20 protein-coding genes and 1 tRNA gene are annotated in these 20,105 nt (G+C 65.4%); 15 read left to right on the plus strand and 6 right to left on the minus strand.

Annotated features, from left to right (window positions below):
- The 3 genes from JHC57_RS09645 to JHC57_RS09655 form a co-directional block, all read left to right on the plus strand.
- On the plus strand, positions 1-872 hold an 872-nt coding region (locus tag JHC57_RS09645), incomplete at its 5' end, for an FAD-binding protein (RefSeq protein WP_294029786.1).
- On the plus strand, positions 873-1,646 hold the full coding sequence (locus JHC57_RS09650; protein WP_294029787.1) for an AAA family ATPase: 774 nt from the start codon (positions 873-875) through the stop codon (positions 1,644-1,646).
- The gene (locus JHC57_RS09655; protein ID WP_294029788.1) at positions 1,643-3,100 is read left to right on the plus strand and encodes a hypothetical protein; all 1,458 of its coding nucleotides are present in this window, start codon (positions 1,643-1,645) and stop codon (positions 3,098-3,100) included. The genes JHC57_RS09650 and JHC57_RS09655 overlap by 4 nt, the downstream gene beginning before the upstream one ends.
- On the opposite strand, the gene JHC57_RS09660 is transcribed toward JHC57_RS09655, so the two are convergent.
- Genes JHC57_RS09660 through JHC57_RS09670 form a run of 3 tightly spaced genes read right to left on the minus strand, consistent with a single transcriptional unit; the run spans position 3,097 to position 5,484 of the window.
- Positions 3,097-3,342, minus strand: coding sequence for a GlsB/YeaQ/YmgE family stress response membrane protein (locus JHC57_RS09660; protein WP_294029789.1), 246 nt, complete (start codon positions 3,340-3,342; stop codon positions 3,097-3,099). The two genes, JHC57_RS09655 and JHC57_RS09660, sit on opposite strands and share 4 nt — an antisense overlap.
- Positions 3,339-4,544, minus strand: coding sequence for a M20 family metallopeptidase (locus JHC57_RS09665; RefSeq protein ID WP_294029790.1), 1,206 nt, complete (start codon positions 4,542-4,544; stop codon positions 3,339-3,341). Before JHC57_RS09665 ends, JHC57_RS09660 begins: the two co-directional genes overlap by 4 nt.
- Positions 4,525-5,484 carry an acyl-CoA desaturase gene (locus JHC57_RS09670; protein ID WP_294029791.1) on the minus strand — a complete coding sequence of 320 codons (960 nt, stop codon included), beginning with the start codon at positions 5,482-5,484 and terminating at the stop codon, positions 4,525-4,527. The genes JHC57_RS09665 and JHC57_RS09670 overlap by 20 nt, the downstream gene beginning before the upstream one ends.
- Before the next feature lie 90 nt (positions 5,485-5,574).
- On the opposite strand from JHC57_RS09670, the gene JHC57_RS09675 reads away from it, so the two are divergent.
- Positions 5,575-5,892, plus strand: coding sequence for a metalloregulator ArsR/SmtB family transcription factor (locus tag JHC57_RS09675; protein ID WP_294029792.1), 318 nt, complete (start codon positions 5,575-5,577; stop codon positions 5,890-5,892).
- On the opposite strand, the gene JHC57_RS09680 is transcribed toward JHC57_RS09675, so the two are convergent.
- Positions 5,889-7,064 (minus strand): acyl-CoA dehydrogenase family protein, encoded by a 1,176-nt coding sequence (locus JHC57_RS09680; protein ID WP_294029793.1) that lies wholly within the window; start codon positions 7,062-7,064, stop codon positions 5,889-5,891. The two genes, JHC57_RS09675 and JHC57_RS09680, sit on opposite strands and share 4 nt — an antisense overlap.
- Positions 7,065-7,142: 78 nt before the next feature.
- Here JHC57_RS09680 and JHC57_RS09685 point away from each other — a divergent pair, with 78 nt between their 5' ends.
- Entirely contained in the window at positions 7,143-8,399 is a 1,257-nt protein-coding gene (locus tag JHC57_RS09685) for a dipeptidase (protein ID WP_294029794.1), read from the plus strand.
- 3 nt (positions 8,400-8,402) lie between these two features.
- Here the strand turns inward: JHC57_RS09685 and JHC57_RS09690 are convergent, their stop codons facing one another.
- Together JHC57_RS09690 and JHC57_RS09695 are read right to left on the minus strand one after the other, a co-directional pair.
- Positions 8,403-8,804 carry a DoxX family protein gene (locus JHC57_RS09690; protein ID WP_294029795.1) on the minus strand — a complete coding sequence of 134 codons (402 nt, stop codon included), beginning with the start codon at positions 8,802-8,804 and terminating at the stop codon, positions 8,403-8,405.
- Complete coding sequence (locus JHC57_RS09695; protein WP_294029796.1) at positions 8,801-10,093, minus strand: FAD-dependent oxidoreductase; 1,293 nt, start codon at positions 10,091-10,093, stop codon at positions 8,801-8,803. The genes JHC57_RS09690 and JHC57_RS09695 overlap by 4 nt, the downstream gene beginning before the upstream one ends.
- 154 nt (positions 10,094-10,247) lie before the next feature.
- Here JHC57_RS09695 and JHC57_RS09700 point away from each other — a divergent pair.
- From JHC57_RS09700 to JHC57_RS09745, 10 genes are all read left to right on the plus strand, one after another.
- Positions 10,248-10,321: transfer RNA gene (locus JHC57_RS09700), tRNA-Gln, on the plus strand.
- Between the two features lie 475 nt (positions 10,322-10,796).
- Complete coding sequence (locus JHC57_RS09705; RefSeq protein WP_294029797.1) at positions 10,797-11,990, plus strand: DUF932 domain-containing protein; 1,194 nt, start codon at positions 10,797-10,799, stop codon at positions 11,988-11,990.
- Between the two features lie 120 nt (positions 11,991-12,110).
- Positions 12,111-14,204 carry a ParB/RepB/Spo0J family partition protein gene (locus JHC57_RS09710; RefSeq protein ID WP_294029798.1) on the plus strand — a complete coding sequence of 698 codons (2,094 nt, stop codon included), beginning with the start codon at positions 12,111-12,113 and terminating at the stop codon, positions 14,202-14,204.
- Positions 14,205-14,395: 191 nt separating this feature from the next.
- Positions 14,396-15,427 (plus strand): toprim domain-containing protein, encoded by a 1,032-nt coding sequence (locus JHC57_RS09715; protein ID WP_294029799.1) that lies wholly within the window; start codon positions 14,396-14,398, stop codon positions 15,425-15,427.
- 311 nt (positions 15,428-15,738) lie between these two features.
- Entirely contained in the window at positions 15,739-16,671 is a 933-nt protein-coding gene (locus tag JHC57_RS09720) for a DUF2493 domain-containing protein (RefSeq protein ID WP_294029800.1), read from the plus strand.
- A 230-nt stretch (positions 16,672-16,901) separates the two neighbouring features.
- Positions 16,902-17,645, plus strand: coding sequence for an autoinducer binding domain-containing protein (locus JHC57_RS09725; RefSeq protein WP_294029801.1), 744 nt, complete (start codon positions 16,902-16,904; stop codon positions 17,643-17,645).
- 85 nt (positions 17,646-17,730) lie between these two features.
- Positions 17,731-18,345, plus strand: coding sequence for an acyl-homoserine-lactone synthase (locus JHC57_RS09730; RefSeq protein ID WP_294029802.1), 615 nt, complete (start codon positions 17,731-17,733; stop codon positions 18,343-18,345).
- 10 nt (positions 18,346-18,355) lie between these two features.
- A complete protein-coding gene (locus JHC57_RS09735) occupies positions 18,356-19,261 on the plus strand; it encodes a phytanoyl-CoA dioxygenase family protein (RefSeq protein WP_294029803.1) in 906 nt (301 codons plus the stop codon).
- The gene (locus JHC57_RS09740; protein ID WP_294029804.1) at positions 19,258-19,881 is read left to right on the plus strand and encodes a GntR family transcriptional regulator; all 624 of its coding nucleotides are present in this window, start codon (positions 19,258-19,260) and stop codon (positions 19,879-19,881) included. Before JHC57_RS09735 ends, JHC57_RS09740 begins: the two co-directional genes overlap by 4 nt.
- Before the next feature lie 94 nt (positions 19,882-19,975).
- Positions 19,976-20,098, plus strand: a complete 123-nt coding sequence (locus JHC57_RS09745; protein WP_146130861.1) for a benenodin family lasso peptide — start codon at positions 19,976-19,978, stop codon at positions 20,096-20,098.
- The last annotated feature ends 7 nt before the right edge of the window (positions 20,099-20,105 follow it).

Raw genomic sequence — 20,105 nt, forward strand, 5'->3', positions numbered from 1 at the left:
CGACATGCCTCTACAATCTCGACGTCAAGAATTTCCTGATCACCGAGGCGGTGCGCGGCGAGGGCGGGATTTTGAAGCATCCCGTCACCGGGCACCGCTATATGCCCGATTATGACGCGCGCGCCGAACTGGCGCCGCGCGATATCGTCGCGCGCGCGAACGACGATCAGATCAAGCGTTTCGGCCTCGACTATGTCCACCTCGACATCAGCGACAAGGACCCCGATTTCGTCGCGGGGCATTTCCCGAACATCTATGAGAAACTGCTGACGCTCGGCATTGACATGACGAAGCAGCCGATCCCGGTGGTGCCCGCGCAGCATTATACGTGCGGCGGCGTCCTGATCGACCTCGACGGGCGCACCGACCTGCCCGGCCTCTATGCGGCGGGAGAATGTACCGAGAGCGGACTGCACGGCGCGAACCGTCTGGCGTCGAACAGCCTGCTCGAATGTTTTGTCTTCGGCGAGGCGGCGGCGAAGCATATCATCGCGCGCTGGGACGAACTCGACACCCCGCCCGCGATCCGCCCGTGGGATGAAAGCCGCGTGACCGACTCCGACGAGGAGGTGGTGATCAAACAGAACTGGACCGAGATCCGCCGCTTCATGTGGAATTATGTCGGTATCGTTCGGACGACCAAAAGGCTTGAACGCGCGGCGCACCGGATCAAGATGCTGACCGACGAGGTCGGCGACTATTACGGCCATTTCCGCGTGACGACCGATCTGATCGAACTTCGCAACCTGCTCCAGTCTGCCGAGCTGATCGTGAAGAGCGCGCTCCACCGCAAGGAAAGCCGCGGGCTGCACTATACGCTCGATTATCCGGACATGCTGCCCGATGCGGTCGATACGGTGCTGGTGCCGTAAATGGCGCGGCGGCCGCACGATACCCGTCTTCCTCCGCCCTTTCTCAAGCGCATCTGGCTTCCGGAGGCCGAGGACGGCGCGGTCGACTGGCCTGACTGGGTCGATCCCGATTCCTATCCCTTTACGATTCCCTTCGCCCGCGATGGCCTCGACATCGGTTTCGAGCGCGCGGTGACGATCATCGTCGGCGAGAATGGATCGGGCAAATCGACCTTGCTCGAGGCGATCGCGACGATGGCGGGCTTCAACGAGGGCGGCGGCGCGCAGGGCATGGCGGCGGTCGGCAACGGCCACGCCTCGGGCATCGATGGCGGCGCGCTCGGCCGGACGCTGAAAAGCGCATGGCTGCCGCAAGTCGGGCGCGGCTGGTTCTTTCGCGCCGAAACCTTCTTTTCGGTTGCGCGCTATCTCGACGAGGCCGGATCGCCGCATGCCGATTTCCTGTCGGCCTCGCACGGCGAGGGTTTCCTCGACTTCTTCGAGGAACGGCTACGCCAGCAGGGTCTTTTCATTTTCGACGAGCCCGAGGCGGCGCTGTCGCCGCAAAAGCAGTTCGAATTTCTGAAAATCCTGCGCCGGATGCAGCGCGACGCGAATTGCCAGGTGATCATGGCGACCCATTCGCCGATCCTGATGGCGCTTCCCGAGGCCGATCTGTGGGCGATCGATCCGTTCGCGATCCAGCCGACGACGCTGGAGGAAACGGCGCATTACCGGCTCTATCGCGAGTTCGTCCTCTATCCGCACGAGACGGTCGAGGCGATGATCGAATGATCGTGCGGGCGGAGCGGATCGGCGAGCGCCAGATTTTCCAGGGCGCTCTCCTCCTCGCCGCGCTGCTGCGCGCGGTGGCGTCGCTGCCCTTCATGGTCGGCTGGTTCGACGAGATCTGGCAATATCTGGAGCCGGCCTGGCATCTGGTCGAGGGGCCGTGGGTGCAGACCTGGGACTATCGCGCGGGCATTCGCAGCTGGCTGATCCCCGAGCTGCTCGCGCTGCCGATGGGGGCGGGGCACGCGCTGTCGCCCGAGACGGGCTTTCATCTGACGCTGGTGCGGTTGACGCTCGCCGCGCTGTCGCTCGTCGTCGTGGCAACGGCGACCGCTCTCGGGCTGAAACTGTCGCGCCTGCACGGGGCGATGGCGGGCTTCGTCGCGGCGATCTGGTTCGAGCTGATTTTCTTTGCGCCGCGCGCGCTGTCCGAACCGATCGCGCTCGCGCCGCTGATGGGCGCTGTCTGGCTGCTCGTCGCGCGGCGCGAGGCGCCGGGGCCGCGGCAATTCGCGCTCGCGGGACTGCTGATGGGGCTGAGCTTCGTTGCGCGCATCCACTATGCGCCCGCGCTGCTGGTGCTCGCGCTCTTCACCGCGAAGCGCGACTGGCGCGGCGCCTGGCTGCCGCTCGTCGCGGGCGGGGTCGCCGCGCTGGCGATCGATGCCGCCGCGAACCTCGCTATGGGCGCGGTGCCCTTCCGCTGGGCGGTCGAATCGGTGCGTATCAACATCGTCGAGAATCGCGCCGCAGCCTATGGCCTGTCGCCGGTCACGGGCTATCTCGCCCTGTTCGGCCTCTATTGGCACGTCGCGCTGGTGCCGCTCCTGCTGCTCGCCTGGCTCGGGGCGAAGCGTTACCCCGTGCTCTTCTGGATGACGATCGTGCACCTCGCGTTCCACTCGCTGATCGGGCACAAGGAATATCGCTTCATATTGGTGAGCGCGACGCTGCTCGTCATCCTCGCCGCGATCGGCAGCGCCGACCTGCTCCGCCGCGTGCCGCGCCGCCGGCTGGCGCTCGCAACCGCGGGCGCGATGACGGTCTGGGCGGGCAGCTCGATTGCCCTGGCGGCGGGCAATTTCGCGCCCAACTGGACGATGGAGGCGGGGCTCGCCGAAGCGCTCGAACGCGCGGGCCGGCCGGCGAAGACCTGCGGGCTCGCGCTCTATCGCCCTCGCGCCACGGTCGCGGGCAGCTATGCGCTCTATCGCCGCGATACGCCGATCTATCGGATCGAAACGCGCGAGGAGGCGATGCGCCACGCCGGGGCGTTCGACGTCATCGTGGCCGGTCCGGCTCATGCGCGCGAACTGACGCCCGCCTATCGCCTCGAAGCCTGCGCGCCCAAGGGACGAACCGATGCGCCGTCGTGCGTGCTGCGGCGGGCCGGCGGCTGCACGCCCGATCCGGCGCTGCCCCGGCTGAACGACTGGCTCGCCGCCTCGGGCAACTAGCCGCCGACGCCGAGCAGCCGTCCGACGAGAATCAGCACGATCGCGCCGATCACCGAGGCGAGACAACCGGCGCGGTGGAAGTCGCCGCGACCGCGGCTGGTGGCGAGGCCCGCAAGCAGCGAGCCGCCGATGCCGAGCAGGATCGTCGCGATCCATCCCATCTCGACCGCGCCGGGGTAGAAGAAGCGCGCGAGCGCGCCGATGATCAGACCCGAGAGGATCGCGCCGACGATATTGATCATGCGTTGAATCCTTCATTGAGGAAGCGTTCGGCGAGCGCCGCGTGCAGCGCGGCGCCGCGCGCCATCACGCTCTCGTCGAGCACCATATGGTTCGAATGCAGTCCGCAGCACTGGCGCCAGTCGCTGCCCGCCTCGCTCGCGCCGAGCCAGAACATCGCGCCGGGGACCTTTTCAAGGACGTAGGAGAAATCCTCGGCGCCCATCACCGGGTTGTCCATCGTCAGCCAGGCCTCTTCGCCGAACGTTTCCTCGACGACCGACTGGCCGAAACTCACCGCGCGGCTGTCGCAGATGGTGACGGGAAAGCCTTCCTCGATCCGCACTTCGGCGGTGCAGCCGTGCGCCTCGGCGATCGCGGGGGCGAGACGCTTCAACTCGCGGGCGGCCATCGCGCGGCGTTCGGGCGAGAGCGTGCGGATCGTGCCGAGCATTTCGGCACTTTCGGGGATGATATTGTTCGTCGTTCCCGCTGCGATCTTGGCGATGGTGACGACCGCGGGGTCGAAGACCGAGATGCGGCGCGTCACCATCGTCTGGATCGCGGTGACGATCGCACAGGCGACCGGGATCGGATCGATCGCGTCCTGCGGCATCGAGGCATGGCCGCCTGCGCCCTTGACCGTTATCGACAGCACGTCGGACGAGGCGAGCAGCGGGCCGGCGCGGCCGGCAAAGATGCCGTGCGGCGCGTTGGGCATGATGTGGAGCGCGAAGGCGGCGTCGGGCAGCGGGTCGATCAGCCCGTCACCCAGCATGAAGCGCGCGCCGTGATGGCCTTCCTCACCCGGCTGGAACATGAACATCACGGTGCCGGGCAGCCGGTCGCGCGCGGCGCACAGCAGCTTCGCCGCGCCGACGAGCATCGCGACATGCGTATCGTGCCCGCACGCATGCATCGCGCCGGCGATCTCGGACGTGAAATCGAGTCCGGTCTCTTCGAGCAAAGGCAGCGCGTCCATGTCGCCGCGCAGCAGCACGGTGCGACCGTTCGCAGGGCCGCGCAGGATTGCGATGAGGCCCGTGGTCGACGGTCCCTCGCGAAATTCGAGTGGCAGCCCGGCGAGCGCATCCTTGATCTTCGCGAGCGTCTTCGGGTTCTGCAGTCCCAGTTCGGGCTCGCGATGAATCGCGCGGCGAAGGTCGACGAGGTCGGGAAGGAGCGTGTCGGCCTCAGCGGGCCAGCTATGTGATGGCGTGTCCATGCGGCGACTGTGGCGCGAAGCCTGCCCCGTGTCGAGGGACCTCGGAGAGTCCCGGGCGCATGCCCATCGTATCGGGAGTGCGGACGTTCCACACCAGCCCGAGGCGCTCGCACAGGCGAATGAAGGTATAGCCCCAGTCGCTCTGCCCGGGATGGAGGCCGATGCGCGCCGAACCCGGATAGGCGTGGTGATTGTTGTGCCAGGCCTCGCCCATCGTCGGGATCGCCGCCCACGGGACGTCGAACGCCTGGACGCCGTGCGCGTCGACGGTCCAGTGCTGCGGCCCGCGATTGTGCGCGAGGTGGCCGACAAGCCAGTGCCCGTGGTTCGCCACTGCAACGCGCGCCGCGACGCCCCACACGACCCAGCCCCAGCCGCCGATCGCGAAGAAGACAAGCGCGACGGGCAGTTGTTGCCAGCGCCATGTCGCCTCCAGCCAGCGATAGAAGGGGTCGCGGTCGAGTTCGGCGAAGTCGAAACGCGGCGGCCGGTCGAGGTCGAGCCGGCAATAGATCTGCCACCAGGCATCGCGCAGGATATGCGTCTTGTGCGCGAGGAAGGGATGGCAGTCGGCCTGCCGCTGTGCCCAGTCGCGCGTGTCGTGCGCGCGGATGATGCCATAGGGACCGGCCATGCCGACAAAGGCGCCAAACCAGACCAGCGTGCGCGTGAGCCAGCGCGGCGCGGCAAAGCTGCCGTGGATCATCATGCGGTGGTAGCCGACGCTGTGGCCGAGGAGCAGCGCCGCGCCGGTCGTCACGAAAAAGAGCAGGAGCGCCGAGGGGGTGAGGAAGAAAGGGGCCGCGCCGAGCGCAATGGCTGCCATGCCGCCGTTCCAGATTATGCCCGGCACATCGGTCCGCACACGGCCTTTGCGAGGATCGGGGCCTTCTTCGTCAATCAGGAAATTGACGGCATGGGGATCCAGTTCGCTGCGCATCGCCCGACTCCTCTTTTGAAAAGAATATAAGTAATTACTTAAATAAATTATTGCTTGTCAAGACCGCCGTCGATCCCCATTTCGGGACTCATGGAACGGGTTTTTCAGGCATTGGCGTCGACGCCGCGGCGCAAGATTCTCGCCTATCTGGCGCATGCCGAGCTGAGCGCGGGCGACATCGCCGCGCGGTTCGAGATGAGCAAGCCGGCGGTGTCGCAGCATTTGTCGGTACTGGAAAATGCCGGGCTGATCACCAGCGAGAAGCGCGGCCAGTTCGTCTTCTATCGCCTGCTGCCCGACGCGCTGACCAATGTACTCAACGGCTATGTGCAGGAAGTGTGCCCGGTGTCGCGGCCGCTGAAAGCCGAATCGCGCGCGCTGGCCGACAGGCAGCGCGAAGAGGGTTAGCGCTTCCCCCCGAACAACTGCCGCCCCGCAAGGTCGAGCATGATTTCCTCGCTGCCGCCGCCGATCGCATTGACGCGCACCTCGCGGTAGATGCGTTCGACCTTGCTGCCGGTGATGTACGACGCACCGCCGAGTACCTGCGCGGCCTCGCGCGCGACGGCCTCCAGCATCCGCGTCGCCTGCACCTTCAGCATCGCGAAGTCGGCGGGGCGGTCCTTGCCGGTTTTCACCTGCCAGGCGCAGAGGTCGACCCACGCCTGCGTCGCCTCGATCTGGCGTTCCATGTCGGCGAGCTTGATGCGGATCGACTGGTGGCCGACGAGCGGCTTGCCGAAGGTCTCGCGCTGCTGCGCCCATTCGGCGGCTTCGGCCAGCGCGACGCGGGCATAGGCGCAGCAGCCCATCGCCATGCCGAGCCGCTCGCTGTTGAAGTTGCGCATGATGCCGATGAAGCCGCCGTTTTCGGGGCCGATCAGATTTTCCGCAGGGACGCGGACATCGCCGAAATGGATCGCGGCGGTGTCGCTGCAGCGCCAGCCCATCTTGTCGAGCCGCGTACGCTCGACCCCGGGTGCGTCCATGTCGATCAGCAGCAGCGAAATGCCCGCGGCGCCCGGCCCGCCGGTGCGCACCGCGCAGGTCAGCCGGTCGGCACGCATGCCTGATGTGATGAACATCTTGCCGCCGTTGACGATATAGTCGCCGCCGTCCCTGACCGCGGTCGTCCTGAGATTCGCGACGTCGCTGCCGCCGCCGGCTTCGGTGATGCCGAGCGCGATGATCTTTTCGCCCGCGAGCACCGGCGGGGCGACGCGTTGTTTCAGCTCGTCGGACCCCAGCGCGAGAATCGGGGGGAGACCGATGCCATGCGTCATCAGCGACGCACCGAGCCCGCCCGCGCCGACCGCGGCGAGTTCTTCGGTCAGGACGAGGCCATGGAAATTGTCGAAGCCTTCGCTGTGCCCGCCATATTGCTCGGGATAGCGCAGCCCGAGAATCCCCGCGTCGGCGGCTTTCCTGTGAAGCTCGCGCGGCAGCTCGCCCTCGGCCTCCCAGCGGTCGATGTGGGGTGCGATCTCGCGCGCGACGAAGCGGCGGACGCTTTGCGCCAGCGCTTCGTGGGTTTCGTCATAATAGGGCGATCGTGCGCGCCAGTCGTCGAAGGCTGTCATGGCGCGATGCTGCGCGGCGTTGACGCGCACGTCAAGTCGGGCTTGCACTGCGGCAACAAGCACTTAAGGTCGCGCGCCATGAACAAGCCCACCCTGCTCGCCGGCCTTGCCGCTCTCGCCCTCGTCTCCACCCCCGCCACGGCGCAGAAGTCGCCCGAAGCGGTCGCCGAAGCTGCGCTAAGGAAGGCGCCGGTGTTCGACGGGCATAACGACGTGCCGTGGGAGCTGCGGGGTAGCGTCGGCAATGTGATCAACGGTTTCGACTTTCGCGACACCACCAGGCCCAAGCCCGACGGAACGGTGATGCACACCGACATCCAGCGCCTGCGCAAGGGGCATGTCGGGGCGCAGTTCTGGTCGGTCTATGTGCCCAGCAACACGAACGAGCAGCAGGCGGTGCAGCAGACGATCGAGCAGATCGACGTCGCGAAGCGGCTGATCGCGCGCTACCCGAACGACCTCGGCTTCGCGTCTACCTCGACCGAACTCGAACAGCAGATGAAGGCGGGCAAGGTCGCCGGGATGCTCGGCGCCGAAGGCGGTCAGTCGATCGGCTCGTCGCTCGCCGTGCTGCGCGAGCTTTATGGCATGGGCGTGCGCTACATGACGCTGACCCATGGCAAAACGACGCCGTGGGCCGACAGCGCGACCGACGCGCCGCAGCATGACGGTCTCACCGATTTCGGCAAGCAGGTCGTTCGCGAAATGAACCGCCTCGGCATGATCGTCGATCTGAGCCACGTCAGCGAAGCGACGATGAAGGACGCGCTGGAGGTGTCGAAGGCGCCGGTGATGTTCAGCCACTCGGGGGTGCGCGCGGTCAACGACCATCCGCGCAACGTGCCCGACAGCGTGCTGCCCGCGGTCAAGGCGAACGGCGGCGTCGTGATGGTCGTGCTCTATGCGGCGTTCCTCGATCCCAAGCTGCGCGCGCACGGCCTGTCGCGGACCGCGGAAAAGGCGCGGCTCGACGCGCTGTACGTCGGCAATCCCGATGCTGTCGCCCCGGCGCTGAAGGCGTGGGATGCGGCGAACCCGGCACCGCAGGTGCCGATCGGGATCGCGGCGGACCATATCGACCATCTCAAGAAGACGATCGGCGTCGATCATATCGGGATCGGCGGCGACTATGACGGGATGGACGCGACCCCGGTCGGGCTGGAGGATGTCACAGGCTATCCGCGGCTGTTCGCCGAACTCGCGCGGCGCGGCTATACGCAGGCCGAACTCGAGAAGATTTCGAGCGGCAACATGCTGCGCGTGCTCAAGGCGGTCGAGACCTATGCGGCGAGCCAGAAAGGCCAGCCGCCGATCGAGACGCCGGTCGCGAAATAAGGCTCACGGGCGGCGGCGAAACGGCCAGTCGGTCGCGCCGCTCGCCCACAGCGCCCACCAGATGATCAGTGGCTGTGCGGCGAGGCGCGGGGCGTGATACCGCCAGCCGAGCGTCTCGCCATCGATGGCGACGTTCGCGAACGCGTGGTGGAAATTGGCGGGCCAGACGCAGAGCGCATAGAGCGCGAGGCCCCAACCGGCGGCCTTGCGCACCCTTGGGATCATCAGCCCGATTGCGCCCGCGATTTCGGCGACGCCGGTCGCGGCGACGACGAAGACGGGCGCGGGTACCCACGGCGGGGTGATCGCGAGGAAGGGCGCGGGCGTCGCGAGATGGCGCCAGCCCGCATAGCCATAAGCGAGCACGAGCAGCCAGCGCAGGATCGTGCGAACGCGCTCCTTCACCGTCCGATGGCTTGGAGCATCGCCTCGATGCTGGTGAATTTCTCGCGCGGATTGCCGTCAAGCGCGGCGGCGACCTCGGCCTCCTCGATCCGGCGCCAGTCGCGGAAGGTGACGGGGCTGATGCCCCGGCCCGCGAGCAAGGCGTCGAGCCCGGGACGGCCCGCCTTGCCGGCCCCGCGACCGATATCCTCGAGCACCATCTCGCCGATCCGTGCGCCGTCGGGCTTGTTGGTGCCGATCGTCCCCGACGGACCGCGCCGGGCCCAGCCGACCGCATAGAGGCCGGGCAGGATGCGCCCCTCGTCGCTCGCGAAGCGGCCGCGGCCATGTTCGTACGGCACGCCGGGGATCGGCGGGGTCTGGTAGCCGATGCAACTGATCACGAGACCCGCCTCGACCGCATAGGTTTCACTCGTGCCGTGGCTGCGCAGGTCCTCGTCGAGCGTGGTGCGCTCGACGATCACGCGCTGCACCTTGCCCTCTCCCTCGATCGCGACGGGCATCGCGAAGAAATCGAAATCGATCGTCACCGGCTTGGCCACGGGATTGGCGGCGAACTGGCGGAGATGCGTGACCGACTTGCGCATCCCGGGTTCGAGCATGGCGTCATCGCCCTCGGGCGGCAGGTCGGCAGGGTCGACGCGCGGGCTCGCGCGTTCGAGATGGCCGAGTTCGCCGAGCTCCTTCGGCGTCATCGCGATCTGGTGCGGGCCGCGGCGGCCGAGGATGTGGATCTCGCGCACCGCGCTTTTCGCCAATGCATCGCGAGCGTGCGCGACGATGTCGCTTCCGCCGAATTCGCCCGGCGTCTTGGCGAGAATGCGCGCCACGTCCAGCGCGACATTGCCGTTGCCGATCACCGCGATGCCGGGTGCGTCGAGCGGCGGATCGAGACCGGCGAAATCGGGATGGCCATTGTACCAGCCGACGAAGGCGGCACTGCCGATCACTCCGGCAAGGCCGGCGCCCGGAATGTCGAGCGGCCGGTCGTTCGGTGCACCGGTCGCGAGCACCACCGCGTCGTACAGCCCGACAAGCTCGTCGATCGTCACGTCGCTGCCGACCGACACATGGCCCACGAAGCGGACATTGTCGGTGAGCGCGGTGCCCTCGTAGCGGCGCGATACCGCCTTGATCGACTGATGATCGGGCGCGACGCCGGTGCGGATCAGGCCATAGGGAACGGGCAGCCGGTCGATGACATCGACCGCGATATCGTCCGCTTTCTGTAATGTTTCGGCGGTGTAATAGCCCGCCGGACCCGACCCGACGATCGCGACATGACGCATCAACCCACTCCTTCGGGCCTCCGCGCGGGCGCGCGGCCCCTCTTTTGTTATGGCGCGATGCTAGCGGCGAATTGCGTGAGGGCAAGCGGACTTGTGCACCCCGCCGCTCCGGCCTTGACAGGTGGGCCCCGCAATCATATTGCGCGCGCCTCACTGCCCCGTCGTCTAATGGTAAGACTACGGATTCTGATTCCGTCTATTGAGGTTCGAATCCTCACGGGGCATCCAGATTTTATATCTAAGTTGCTGTTAAATAAGCGGAAATCAGGCCTCGCGCTCGGCCTCCTCCCTCATTTCCTACCTCATTTGAACTTGGCTGCGCTGGCGCAGCGTGGGGAAGTTTCTGCGACTGTGGAGTAGCGCGCGAATCAAAACGCCGTAGCGGCGACCTTGAAGTCCTACCAAGGTGGGCTCGAGATTCGAAACCCATCGCCCGCTCCATTTTTCTGTAACGAACAAAGTCCTTAATGGCGCGCGCTCAGCGCCTCCTATGTGACATGGGCAGGACTCACAGCGATGTCTCCAATGACATCGTAAATACGGATAAGCGCGGCAGCCTTCGGAAAGCTGACCCGTCACGCACGGCTTACGCCTCGCGAGGATACGGCACCCCGCAGGCCGAAAGAGTGAGAGAGAAACCGGGAAACCCGTGACGGGCAGAGGCCTGGAGAGAGGCTCCAGGCGCTCGTCGCGGAGACATATCATGACCCACCCAATCCAGACGGTCCCCGCCGATCACGCGCCGGGCTATAGCGTCGATATCTCGCGCGGTCAGCGCATCGGCCGGGTTTCATCCGAATGGTTCTCGCGCCCTGAGGACGAGCGCTATCTTTCTTTGAACGACCTGTTTGACGCTGTCCGCGCGCGCGCAGAGGCCGCAACTGCCCGGACGGTCCAGACCCGCGCGATCCGTGTCGAGGCCGCCAGCGATAATCCGGAGCGGCTCTCCCTCTTGCTCCCCGACCGCGACGGGCCCGTGGCGCCGACCCATTGGTCCTTTGGCCAGCTCTGCAGCCTTGTGGGCGCACCTTCGGGCTATTTGCGCCAGCTGCCTGCGGCCCTGGCGGGGATCAACATGCAGCACGGGCTGCTCGCGCATCGGGGCGAGCTGGTGAAAACCCTTGAGACAGGTGACGGCCGCACCGAACTGCGTGCCGTCACCGGTCCCGACTACGGGCGCATCTGGGACCATGAGCTGGTGTCGGCTGTCATGAAGATCGCGGGCAACGGAATGGGCGACACGCGCTGGAAAGTGCCGGGCATGCTCGACTGGTCGACGATGCGGCACAATCCGTTCATCGAAGTCACAAAGGACACGACGACGCTCTACGCGAGTGACCGCGACGTGTTTCTCTTTCTCGTCGACGATGCAAATCCGATCGAAGCCGGGCGCCTCCCCAATGGCGATCCCGACCTCTTTTTCCGGGGATTTTATTGCTGGAACAGTGAAGTTGGGTCGAAGACCCTCGGCATGGCGACCTTCTATTTGCGCGCCGTCTGCATGAACCGGAATATCTGGGGCGCGGAAGGCTTTGAGGAAATCAGCTTTCGTCACAGCAAATTTGCCGCCGGACGATTCGCGCAAGAGGCGGCGCCCGCACTGGCTCGGTTCGCGTCCTCGTCGCCCGGCGCGTTCCTAAACGGCATCAAGACGGCGCGGGCTGCGATCGTGGCGCGCGATAACGACGAACGGCAGGGCTTCTTACGCAAGCGTGGCTTCTCGAAAGGCGAGACTGACAAGATCATCGCCACCGTCCTCCAGGAAGAAGGCCATCCGCCAACGTCGATCTTCGACTTCGTGCAAGGCATCAATGCAGTGGCACGCGATCGGCCGCATCAGGACGCGCGCCTGGAGCTTGAAGGAAAGGGGGCAAAACTGCTCGCGTCGGTGCGCTGATCCGGCATCGAGTCTCCGTCCGGCGTGGTCCGCTTCCCTAGAGGAAGAGGGCTGCGCCGGAGCCATGGCGGGTTGAAAGCCGGGAGAGAGTCTTGCGGCGGCCCGTCATGGAGACAAGTCATGACGAAACATGCAAAAATCACGCTCAGCGGCGCGCGAGACATCCCGTTCAACGCGCTCGTGCTGAGCCAGGCCAATGTCCGCCGCGTGAAGGCTGGGGTGTCAATCGACAGCCTCGCGGCCGATATAGAACGACGCGGCCTTCTCACGAGCCTGACCGTGCGCGCCCAGCGCGACGGCGAGGACCAAGATACCGGCAAGTTTGAGGTGCCGGCGGGCGGTCGCCGCTACCGCGCCCTGCAGCGACTCGTCAAGCAACGTCGCATGGCCAAAACCGAACCGGTCCCCTGCATCGTCCGCGATGATGAGGCGGTGTCGGCTGAGGAAGATTCGCTGGCCGAGAATGTACATCGCGAGCCGTTGCACCCGCTCGACCAGTTCCGTGCAATGCAGAAGCTCGTCGAGCAGGGCAGCGACATCGAGACGGTCGCGGCGACCTTCATGGTCACCCCGGCAGTCGTGAAGCAGCGCCTCAAGCTCGCGGAGGTGTCGCCTAAGCTGCACGACATCTATGCCGACGACGGCATGACCCTCGATCAGTTGATGGCCTTCTCGGTCGCGAGCGATCATGCGCGGCAGGAACAGGTCTGGGAGATGCTCCAGACGAGCCACAACCTGCAGCCCTGGTTCATCCGCGCCCGGCTCACCGAGGACAAGGTGCGCGCATCGGACAAGCGGGTGCGCTTCGTGACGCTCGACGCTTATATCGCGGCGGGCGGCCATGTGCTTCGCGATCTCTTCGAATCCGATGACGGCGGCTGGCTCGAAGATGTCGCGCTACTCGATCGGCTGCAAACCGAGAAGCTCGAGACTGAGGTCGCCGCGATTACCGCTGAGGGCTGGAAGTGGGTCGAGGCAGCCGTCGACTTTCCTTACGGGCACACTTATGGGCTCCGCCCGCTTGAGGGCGAGGAAAGTGCTTCGAGCGAGGGGGACGAGGCGCGGATCGAGGCGCTTCGGGAAGAAGCCGACCGGCTCGAAGACCAATGGGCCGGCGAGGACGACATCCCCGATGAAGTCGCCGCCCGCATCCAGGCAATCGACGAGGAGATCGCGCCGCTCGTTACGAGGCCGCTCATCTACGATGCCGCCGAGGTTGCCATCGCAGGCGCTTTCGTCAGCATCGATGTGGACGGGTCGCTTCATATCGAACGCGGCTTCGTTCGGCCCGAGGATGAGCCCGTCGAGATGGCGGAGGATGCCGACGCCGAGGCGGACGTGGGCGCAAGCGGCGAGGATCGGATCGGCGAGATCGCGGCGAACGACAATGCCGGTTCGGCCGAGGAAAGCCCCGATGAGGAGGATCCAGACGACCTCCTTCGTCCGCTGTCGGACAGCCTCGTCACGGATCTGACGGCCCACCGGACGCTCGCTCTTCGCGATGCCGTGGCGTCGAGCCCCATGGTCGCTTTCGCCGCCATCCTGCATGCGCTGGTTCTCGAGACCTTCTACACCTACGCGGCGTCGGGGAGCTGCCTGGGTATCGCAATGCGCGCCAATCGACTGATCGGCTACGGGACGGGTCTCAACGATACGGTGTCGGCGAAGTCGATCCATGCCCGGCATGAAAGCTGGTCGGTGCGGCTGCCCGATGACTCGGGCGACCTCTGGGCTGCGCTGGCGACCTTCGACGCCGACGAGCAGGCTGCGATCTTCGCGCATTGCGTGTCGTTCGGCATCGACGCGGTGTGGGAGCCGGCCACCCGCTACAATGAAGGCCGGGTCTCCGCGCGTGCGGTCGCCAACCGCATCGAACATTCGCATATCCTCGCGCGGGCGGCGAACCTCGATATGGTGGCGGCCGGCTGGGCGGCGACTGTCGCCAATTATCTCGGGCGGGTGACCAAACCGCAAATCCTCGCAGCGGTCGAAGAAGCCTGCGGTGCGGACGTTGCGGGCCGTCTCGGCGGCATGAAGAAGCCCGATATGGCGAGCGCTGCCGAGGAGCTGCTGCAAGGCAAGGGCTGGCTTGCGAAGCCGCTCCGCACGCCGGAGCCCGTCACCACTGGTGATCTGGACCCGGCGAATGACGACGAGGCGGGGGATGTCGACGATCAGGGCGGTGATGCCGTCGATGCCGTGGCCGCCGAATAGATCGCGTTACTGATAAGCTCTCGGGAAGTTCGGTCTCGTGCCGGACTTCCCTTTTTTCTGCCCCGGCCTTGAATTTACAGGTCTCGCGACGAACATCTGATGCTCGTTACCGGCAGGGGCTGCTGGGACGGCCCGCTGATTGGCGCTCCAGGGAACGTCGCCGCGCGGGCCGCGATGCAAAGGAGCCCCGCATGTCCCGTTCCACCGCCGATATTGCTCGCCGTCTTGCCGAAAACGCTGAAGCCGTATGCCAACGCTACCTCGGCAATGGCCGGCGCGAGGGCCATTACTGGATGGTCGGCAATATTCACAACGAGCGTGGGCGCAGTCTCTATGTGCGGCTCGCCTCCCATCACGATGGAGCCCTATCGGCCGGCAAATGGACCGATGCCGAGAGCGGTGAACATGGCGACCTCCTCGACATCATCGCGGCGAGCTGCAGCCACGCCAGTTTTCGCGAAACGATCGCCGAGGCGCGACGTTTTCTGAGCCTGCCGTTGGAGCCGCCTGCTCCGCGCAACCCCGCGCCGCGGAAGCATCCGGCTGGAACGCCGCAAGCCGCCCAACGCCTCTGGGCCGGGTCCAAAACTCTCGCTGGCAGTCTCGGCCAAACCTATTTCGAGGGGCGGCGCATCCTGAAAGCCGCGGGGACCGACGCGCTTCGATTTCACCCGAACTGCTTTTACCGCGCCTCCGAAGACGACGCCGCGGATTGCCGACCCGTGTGGCCTGCGGTCATCGCGGCTGTCACCGATGACACCGGCGCAATCACCGGTGTTCATCGCACTTGGCTCGATCCTTCGGGCGGTAAGGCACCGGTCGCCTTTCCACGCCGCGCTATGGGCAATCTGCTCGGTCATGGCGTGCGGTTCGGACGGGCGGGTCCGGTGATGGTCTTTGGCGAAGGGCTCGAAACATTGCTCTCGGTTCGCGAGGTTCTGCCGGCAATGCCAATGATCGCGTGCCTGTCGGCAGCGCATCTCGCGGCGATCGAATTCCCGCACGGGCTGCGGCGTCTCTACATTGCGCGTGATAACGATGACGCTGGCCGGCTTGCCTTCAAGTCGATTGCCGATCGCTCGAGCGGCGCAGATATCGAGCTGCTTCCCCTTGATTCCGAGCTTGGCGACTTCAATGCAGACCTGACCACATTTGGTCATGACCGGGTTCGGAACGCTATCAAAGCCCAGCTGTGTCGAACCGACCGTTTCGAGCAATTCTGACGACATTCGTGCGACCGGAACAGGCAGCCATTGGCTGCGACGCACCGACGCTTCATCCGCTCAGGGGCCGCGTCCCGGCCTTCGAGAGAGCGACTGCGGCAGGCGCTGCGGGCGCCGCAATGGCAACCGCGCGGCTATTTTCCGCCGGGACCCTTGGTCCCTTTGCATCGCGAACAAAATAGCCTTCGGCCGCCATCCTCCGCTGGCGCTCCGGCCCCGGCGCTTCCGCGACGGGGTGCGGTCCCGCGGTGCCTGCCGCTCGTGCCGCCGCGAAGGCCGCGAGAGCGCGGCGCAACGAGCGGAGACATCAGATGGCCGATGCGAACGACAGCTTTGACGAATGCCCTGCCGATACGGGGCCGACCCACATCCTTCTGCAGGAGATGCAGGTCTTCGGACATCGGCCCTTCGAGGATGAGCCCGATCCCCGCCCCTTGCCCGAGGCGCGGCTCGCATCCGGTGCGATCGCCGACATGTTCGATGCGCTCGCCGGGTGCCTGCAGGATACCCGCATCGAGCCCGATCTCGACGATCTCCTTTGGAACCTCGTCAATATCTTCCAGCGCGCTGGCGGTCATGCCGATCGGAAGCTCGACGACAATGAGCAGGTTCAGCGCAGACTGCAGCGCGAGCAGGACGGAAGCGAAATTCGCTCGGTAGAGCTGGAGCGCGCGATCCGCGAAGGCATCTCGCTGATCGAGAGACGCGACGCGATGGAATATTTCCGCGAGGCCGCCGCCGACCAGTATCGCGCGTTGACGCGCAAGGCCTGGATGCCGCGTACAGGCTCGCGTGCCAATCAAAAGGCCCTGACGGCCGCGCTGATCGACAGCCGCGACTTTCTCGACGCCCGTCTTCGGCAGAAAGCGGCGTCACTTTTACCCGAGGGCACGCGCATCGCCTTCACTGGCGGCGCGGACGTGGATCACCGCGCGGTCTGGGACAGTCTCGACCGGGCGCGAAATCGACATCCCGATATGATCCTGCTGCACGGCGCGACGCCGACGGGCGCCGAACGTGCAGCGGCGTGCTGGGCCGAAAGCCGCGGCGTGGTGCAGGTGGCCTTTCGGCCCGACTGGAATTGCCACGGGAAGGCGGCGCCGTTCAAGCGGAACGACCGGATGCTCGACGCGCTGCCGGTCGGCGTCATTGTCTTTCCCGGAACGGGGATTCAGGACAATCTCGCCGACAAGGCGCGCAAGATGGGAATTCCGACATGGGATTTTCGGAACAGATCGAGCTGAAGCCGCGCGGCGCGCCGCTTTGGGAATTAGCCTCAATCTGGTTCTATCTCTCGAATATATTAGGAATATATGAGCTTAGCCGCCATTTTCATATTCTCCCAAGATCGCCTGGACCAGCGGCGGTCACGCCGTCGGCGGCCGGCCTTGTAAGAGGGCGGGGCTTGCCGGCCCTTACGAGGGGCACGCGGATCGGCTGGTCGGAAACGGCGGTCGGCGCGCCATGGTTCGTAATGCCGACGATCGACGCCGCCCACGCCTTCGAGCTTGAATTCGCGCGTGCAAAGACCCGAGCCGAGCTTGCCGATCTGCTTCGTGAGGCCTGCGCCTTGATGGGCTGCGCCTGGTTCGCGCTCAGTCACCATCTGGATTTTCTCGCCGCGCCCGACAAAGGCGTGCGCGTTCACAATTATCCGGAGGAATGGGCCTATTGGTTCGATCAAAACCGGCTTGGGCCATCGGATCCGGTGCACCGGGCGAGCCAGCGCAGCAGGGCCGGCTTTCTCTGGCATGATATGCGTCGCTACGACGCGCCGCGCCCGGGCGACGAAACCATCCTCGCTGAGGCCGAGCGCCATGGTATTGGCGACGGGCTGACGGTGCCCGCCCATATTCCGGGTGATGCCCATGGTTCGGTGTCCTTTGCATGGCGGCCGGGATGTGCTGCCGAACCCGATGCGCTGCAATTTGCCCGCATGATCGGCGGTGCCGCCTTCGAAGCGGCGGACAGCATCGCCAATCCTGACCGCATGCATATTGGTCCGCGTCTGACCAACCGGCAGCGGCAATGTCTCATCCGGGCCGCCCAAGGCAATCCGATCTGGCGGATCGGACGCCATCTCGATCTGTCGCCCGACACCGTGCGCGAGCATCTGCGCAACGCCCGGCTACGCTATGGCGCCAATGGCGGCATCATGCTCACGGTGCGGGCGCTTTACGATGGCGACATCAGCTTCGTCGACATCGCTCGTCGGTAAAAAAAACGCCGACACCCCCCTATCATGCTATGGTGTGACCGAAAAAAGCGGTTCAATTGGATCGCCTCTTTGAAAGGAGGCGTCCGTGTTGCTTATCATCGATCACCAGAACCGCGCGAGCGAACATCGAGCCCTTCGCTCCATGTTCGAGGCGCGAAAGCGCGTCTTCATCGATCTACTCAAATGGGATATTCCGGCGCTCGCGGGCCGTTTCGAGCTCGACCATTTCGACGATGTCGATGCGACTTATCTTATCGTGACCGATGCCGATGGCGAACATCTTGCCTCGGCGCGGCTGCTTCTCACTACGCGGCCGGCGCTTCTCGACAGCCTTTTCCCCGAGCTCGTCGACGGACCGGTGCCGCAGGGAGCGGACGTTCTAGAAATCACTCGCTTCTGTCTTTCGCCGGGGATTGGCGCGCGGCAGCGGAGAGTCGCGCGCGATTCGCTTCTGGTGGGTCTCGCCGAATTCGCGTTCGCCAATGGAATACGGATTTATACCGGCGTCGCCGAACTTGCCTGGTTTCGGCAGGTCGAGCGCTTCGGTTGGGACTGCCAGCCGCTGGGACCGCCGCGGCTGCACGGTGGCGAGGCGCTGGTGGCGCTTCGCATCGACATCGACGGTTCGACCATCTCGCGGCTCGCGGCGGCGGGCATCATCAGCAAGGCGGTCGCGGTTTCCGCGGCGCGCGCAGCGTGAGGAGGCCGAAATGTTGGTTCATCCGGACTTGGCGGGACGGCCCGCCCACCATTCAACCGCGGGACGTGAGCTGCTCCAGCAGGGCTATACCATCCTGCGCGGCGCGGCACCCGCTTCGCTGATCTGCGGTGTGGCGCACGACCTCGAACCGCGGTTCGCCGCGACGCCATATTGCGAGGGCGGCTTTTACGGCGAGCGCACAAAGCGCTTCGGCCGCTTGCTCATCCGCTCGCCGCTTATGGGAGAGCTCGTGATGCACAGGGAGATCCTCGATCTCGCCGAACTTGCGCTCGGCAACTGGTGCGAGCGGATCCAGCTCAACCTCAGCCAGGCCATCGAGCTCCATCCCGGCGCGCTGCCCCAGTTTCCGCACCGCGACCAAGATATGTGGCAAGGCTCGCTCGGCGAGGTCGAATATCTCATCAACGTGATGTGGCCGCTCACGCCCTTCACCGAGGACAATGGCGCGACGATCATCTGGCCGCGAAGTCATGGCGTCGAGGCGCTGGTCGAGGAACCGAAGGAAACGCCGATTGTCGCCACGGCAGACCCGGGCGATGCGATCGTCTTCCTCGGATCGACGTTGCACGGCGCGGGCGGCAACCGCACTCTAGAAGTCAGGCGTGGGATCATCATCAGCTACTGTCTTGGCTGGCTCAAGCCCTACGAGAACCAGTGGCTCGCCTATCCGCCCGATGTGGCAAAGGATTTTCCGTCCGATCTCGCTTCCCTCGCGGGCTATGCTCAGCACCGACCCAATCTGGGGAATTTTGAGGGACAATGCCCCTCGGTCCTGTTCGGCGGATATCCGGCCGAACCTCTGGCTGCTATCGATGCTCTTCGTCCCGATCAGGACGCGTTGCTTGCAGACTATGTGACGGCTCAACGCGAGGGTGGCCAGGACCTCGCGGCATGAACGCGGGCTCGACCATGGAGCGGGTCTATCTCGACCTGAAGGCCAGGATTGTCGGCGGGGCCTATCCGCCCGGCACGCGCCTCGACCCGTTCCACCTTGCGAAGCGGCTCGCGGCCAGTCCAACGCCCGTGCGCGAGGCGCTCCACCGCCTGTCGGGTGAGCGCATTGTCGATAGCTGGCACCAGGAGGGCTTTCGCCAGCCGATCTTCGCCGAGTCCGATCTTTGCGATCTCTATCTTTGGTCCGGCGCACTACTCGGGCTCGCACTTCGCGATCCGGCACTGCAACAGTCGGAGAGCGCACCATTGCTTCCGACGATGGAAGTCGAGGACTATTCGGCGCGAGTCGCGCGACTGTACCGAGCCATCGCTCTCCTCAATGGCAATCGCGAGATTCGCTTCGCAATCGCCAATATGATCGAGCGAAGCGAGTTTTTCCGCGCAGCCGAGGCGCGCACCGACCCCGTCGCCAGTGAGGAACTCGCCTCGATGGAGACGGCCTTTCTGCGGGAACGCTGGGCCGATCTTCGCAGGAAAAGCGCGGCTTTTCACCGCAGACGCGTAGCTCGGGCCGGACGGGTCGCCGCCGAGCTCCGGCCCCGGTCGCAAACAATCGAATGATATTCTTCGGATCGGGAAAGCACATAAATTCTATTTTTTACAAGGGCGTAAGATCATGCCGCCGCAATCCCGCGGCATTTTTGGAGGTAGCGACATGAACCGCGAAACCAATGACATCGTCGAACTGGGCTCGGTGAGCACCGAAACCGCCGGCGACTTCGGTCCGCCCGTCGAAATCGGCGGCAAGGACCTGCAGAACGGCATCAGCCTCGACTGAACCGTCG

The organism is Sphingopyxis sp. (assembly GCF_016463645.1).
GTDB lineage: Bacteria > Pseudomonadota > Alphaproteobacteria > Sphingomonadales > Sphingomonadaceae > Sphingopyxis.

Excerpts from the sequence above, each read along its gene's own strand:
- JHC57_RS09650 (WP_294029787.1), top strand. The coding sequence starts at position 873 with ATGGCGCGGCGGCCGCACGATACCCGTCTTCCTCCGCCCTTTCTCAAG.
- JHC57_RS09655 (WP_294029788.1), top strand. The coding sequence starts at position 1,643 with ATGATCGTGCGGGCGGAGCGGATCGGCGAGCGCCAGATTTTCCAGGGC.
- JHC57_RS09660 (WP_294029789.1), bottom strand. The coding sequence starts at position 3,342 with ATGATCAATATCGTCGGCGCGATCCTCTCGGGTCTGATCATCGGCGCG.
- JHC57_RS09665 (WP_294029790.1), bottom strand. The coding sequence starts at position 4,544 with ATGGACACGCCATCACATAGCTGGCCCGCTGAGGCCGACACGCTCCTT.
- JHC57_RS09670 (WP_294029791.1), bottom strand. The coding sequence starts at position 5,484 with ATGCGCAGCGAACTGGATCCCCATGCCGTCAATTTCCTGATTGACGAA.
- JHC57_RS09675 (WP_294029792.1), top strand. The coding sequence starts at position 5,575 with ATGGAACGGGTTTTTCAGGCATTGGCGTCGACGCCGCGGCGCAAGATT.
- JHC57_RS09680 (WP_294029793.1), bottom strand. The coding sequence starts at position 7,064 with ATGACAGCCTTCGACGACTGGCGCGCACGATCGCCCTATTATGACGAA.
- JHC57_RS09685 (WP_294029794.1), top strand. The coding sequence starts at position 7,143 with ATGAACAAGCCCACCCTGCTCGCCGGCCTTGCCGCTCTCGCCCTCGTC.
- JHC57_RS09695 (WP_294029796.1), bottom strand. The coding sequence starts at position 10,093 with ATGCGTCATGTCGCGATCGTCGGGTCGGGTCCGGCGGGCTATTACACC.
- JHC57_RS09705 (WP_294029797.1), top strand. The coding sequence starts at position 10,797 with ATGACCCACCCAATCCAGACGGTCCCCGCCGATCACGCGCCGGGCTAT.
- JHC57_RS09710 (WP_294029798.1), top strand. The coding sequence starts at position 12,111 with ATGACGAAACATGCAAAAATCACGCTCAGCGGCGCGCGAGACATCCCG.
- JHC57_RS09715 (WP_294029799.1), top strand. The coding sequence starts at position 14,396 with ATGTCCCGTTCCACCGCCGATATTGCTCGCCGTCTTGCCGAAAACGCT.
- JHC57_RS09720 (WP_294029800.1), top strand. The coding sequence starts at position 15,739 with ATGGCCGATGCGAACGACAGCTTTGACGAATGCCCTGCCGATACGGGG.
- JHC57_RS09725 (WP_294029801.1), top strand. The coding sequence starts at position 16,902 with ATGCCGACGATCGACGCCGCCCACGCCTTCGAGCTTGAATTCGCGCGT.
- JHC57_RS09735 (WP_294029803.1), top strand. The coding sequence starts at position 18,356 with ATGTTGGTTCATCCGGACTTGGCGGGACGGCCCGCCCACCATTCAACC.
- JHC57_RS09740 (WP_294029804.1), top strand. The coding sequence starts at position 19,258 with ATGAACGCGGGCTCGACCATGGAGCGGGTCTATCTCGACCTGAAGGCC.
- JHC57_RS09745 (WP_146130861.1), top strand. The coding sequence starts at position 19,976 with ATGAACCGCGAAACCAATGACATCGTCGAACTGGGCTCGGTGAGCACC.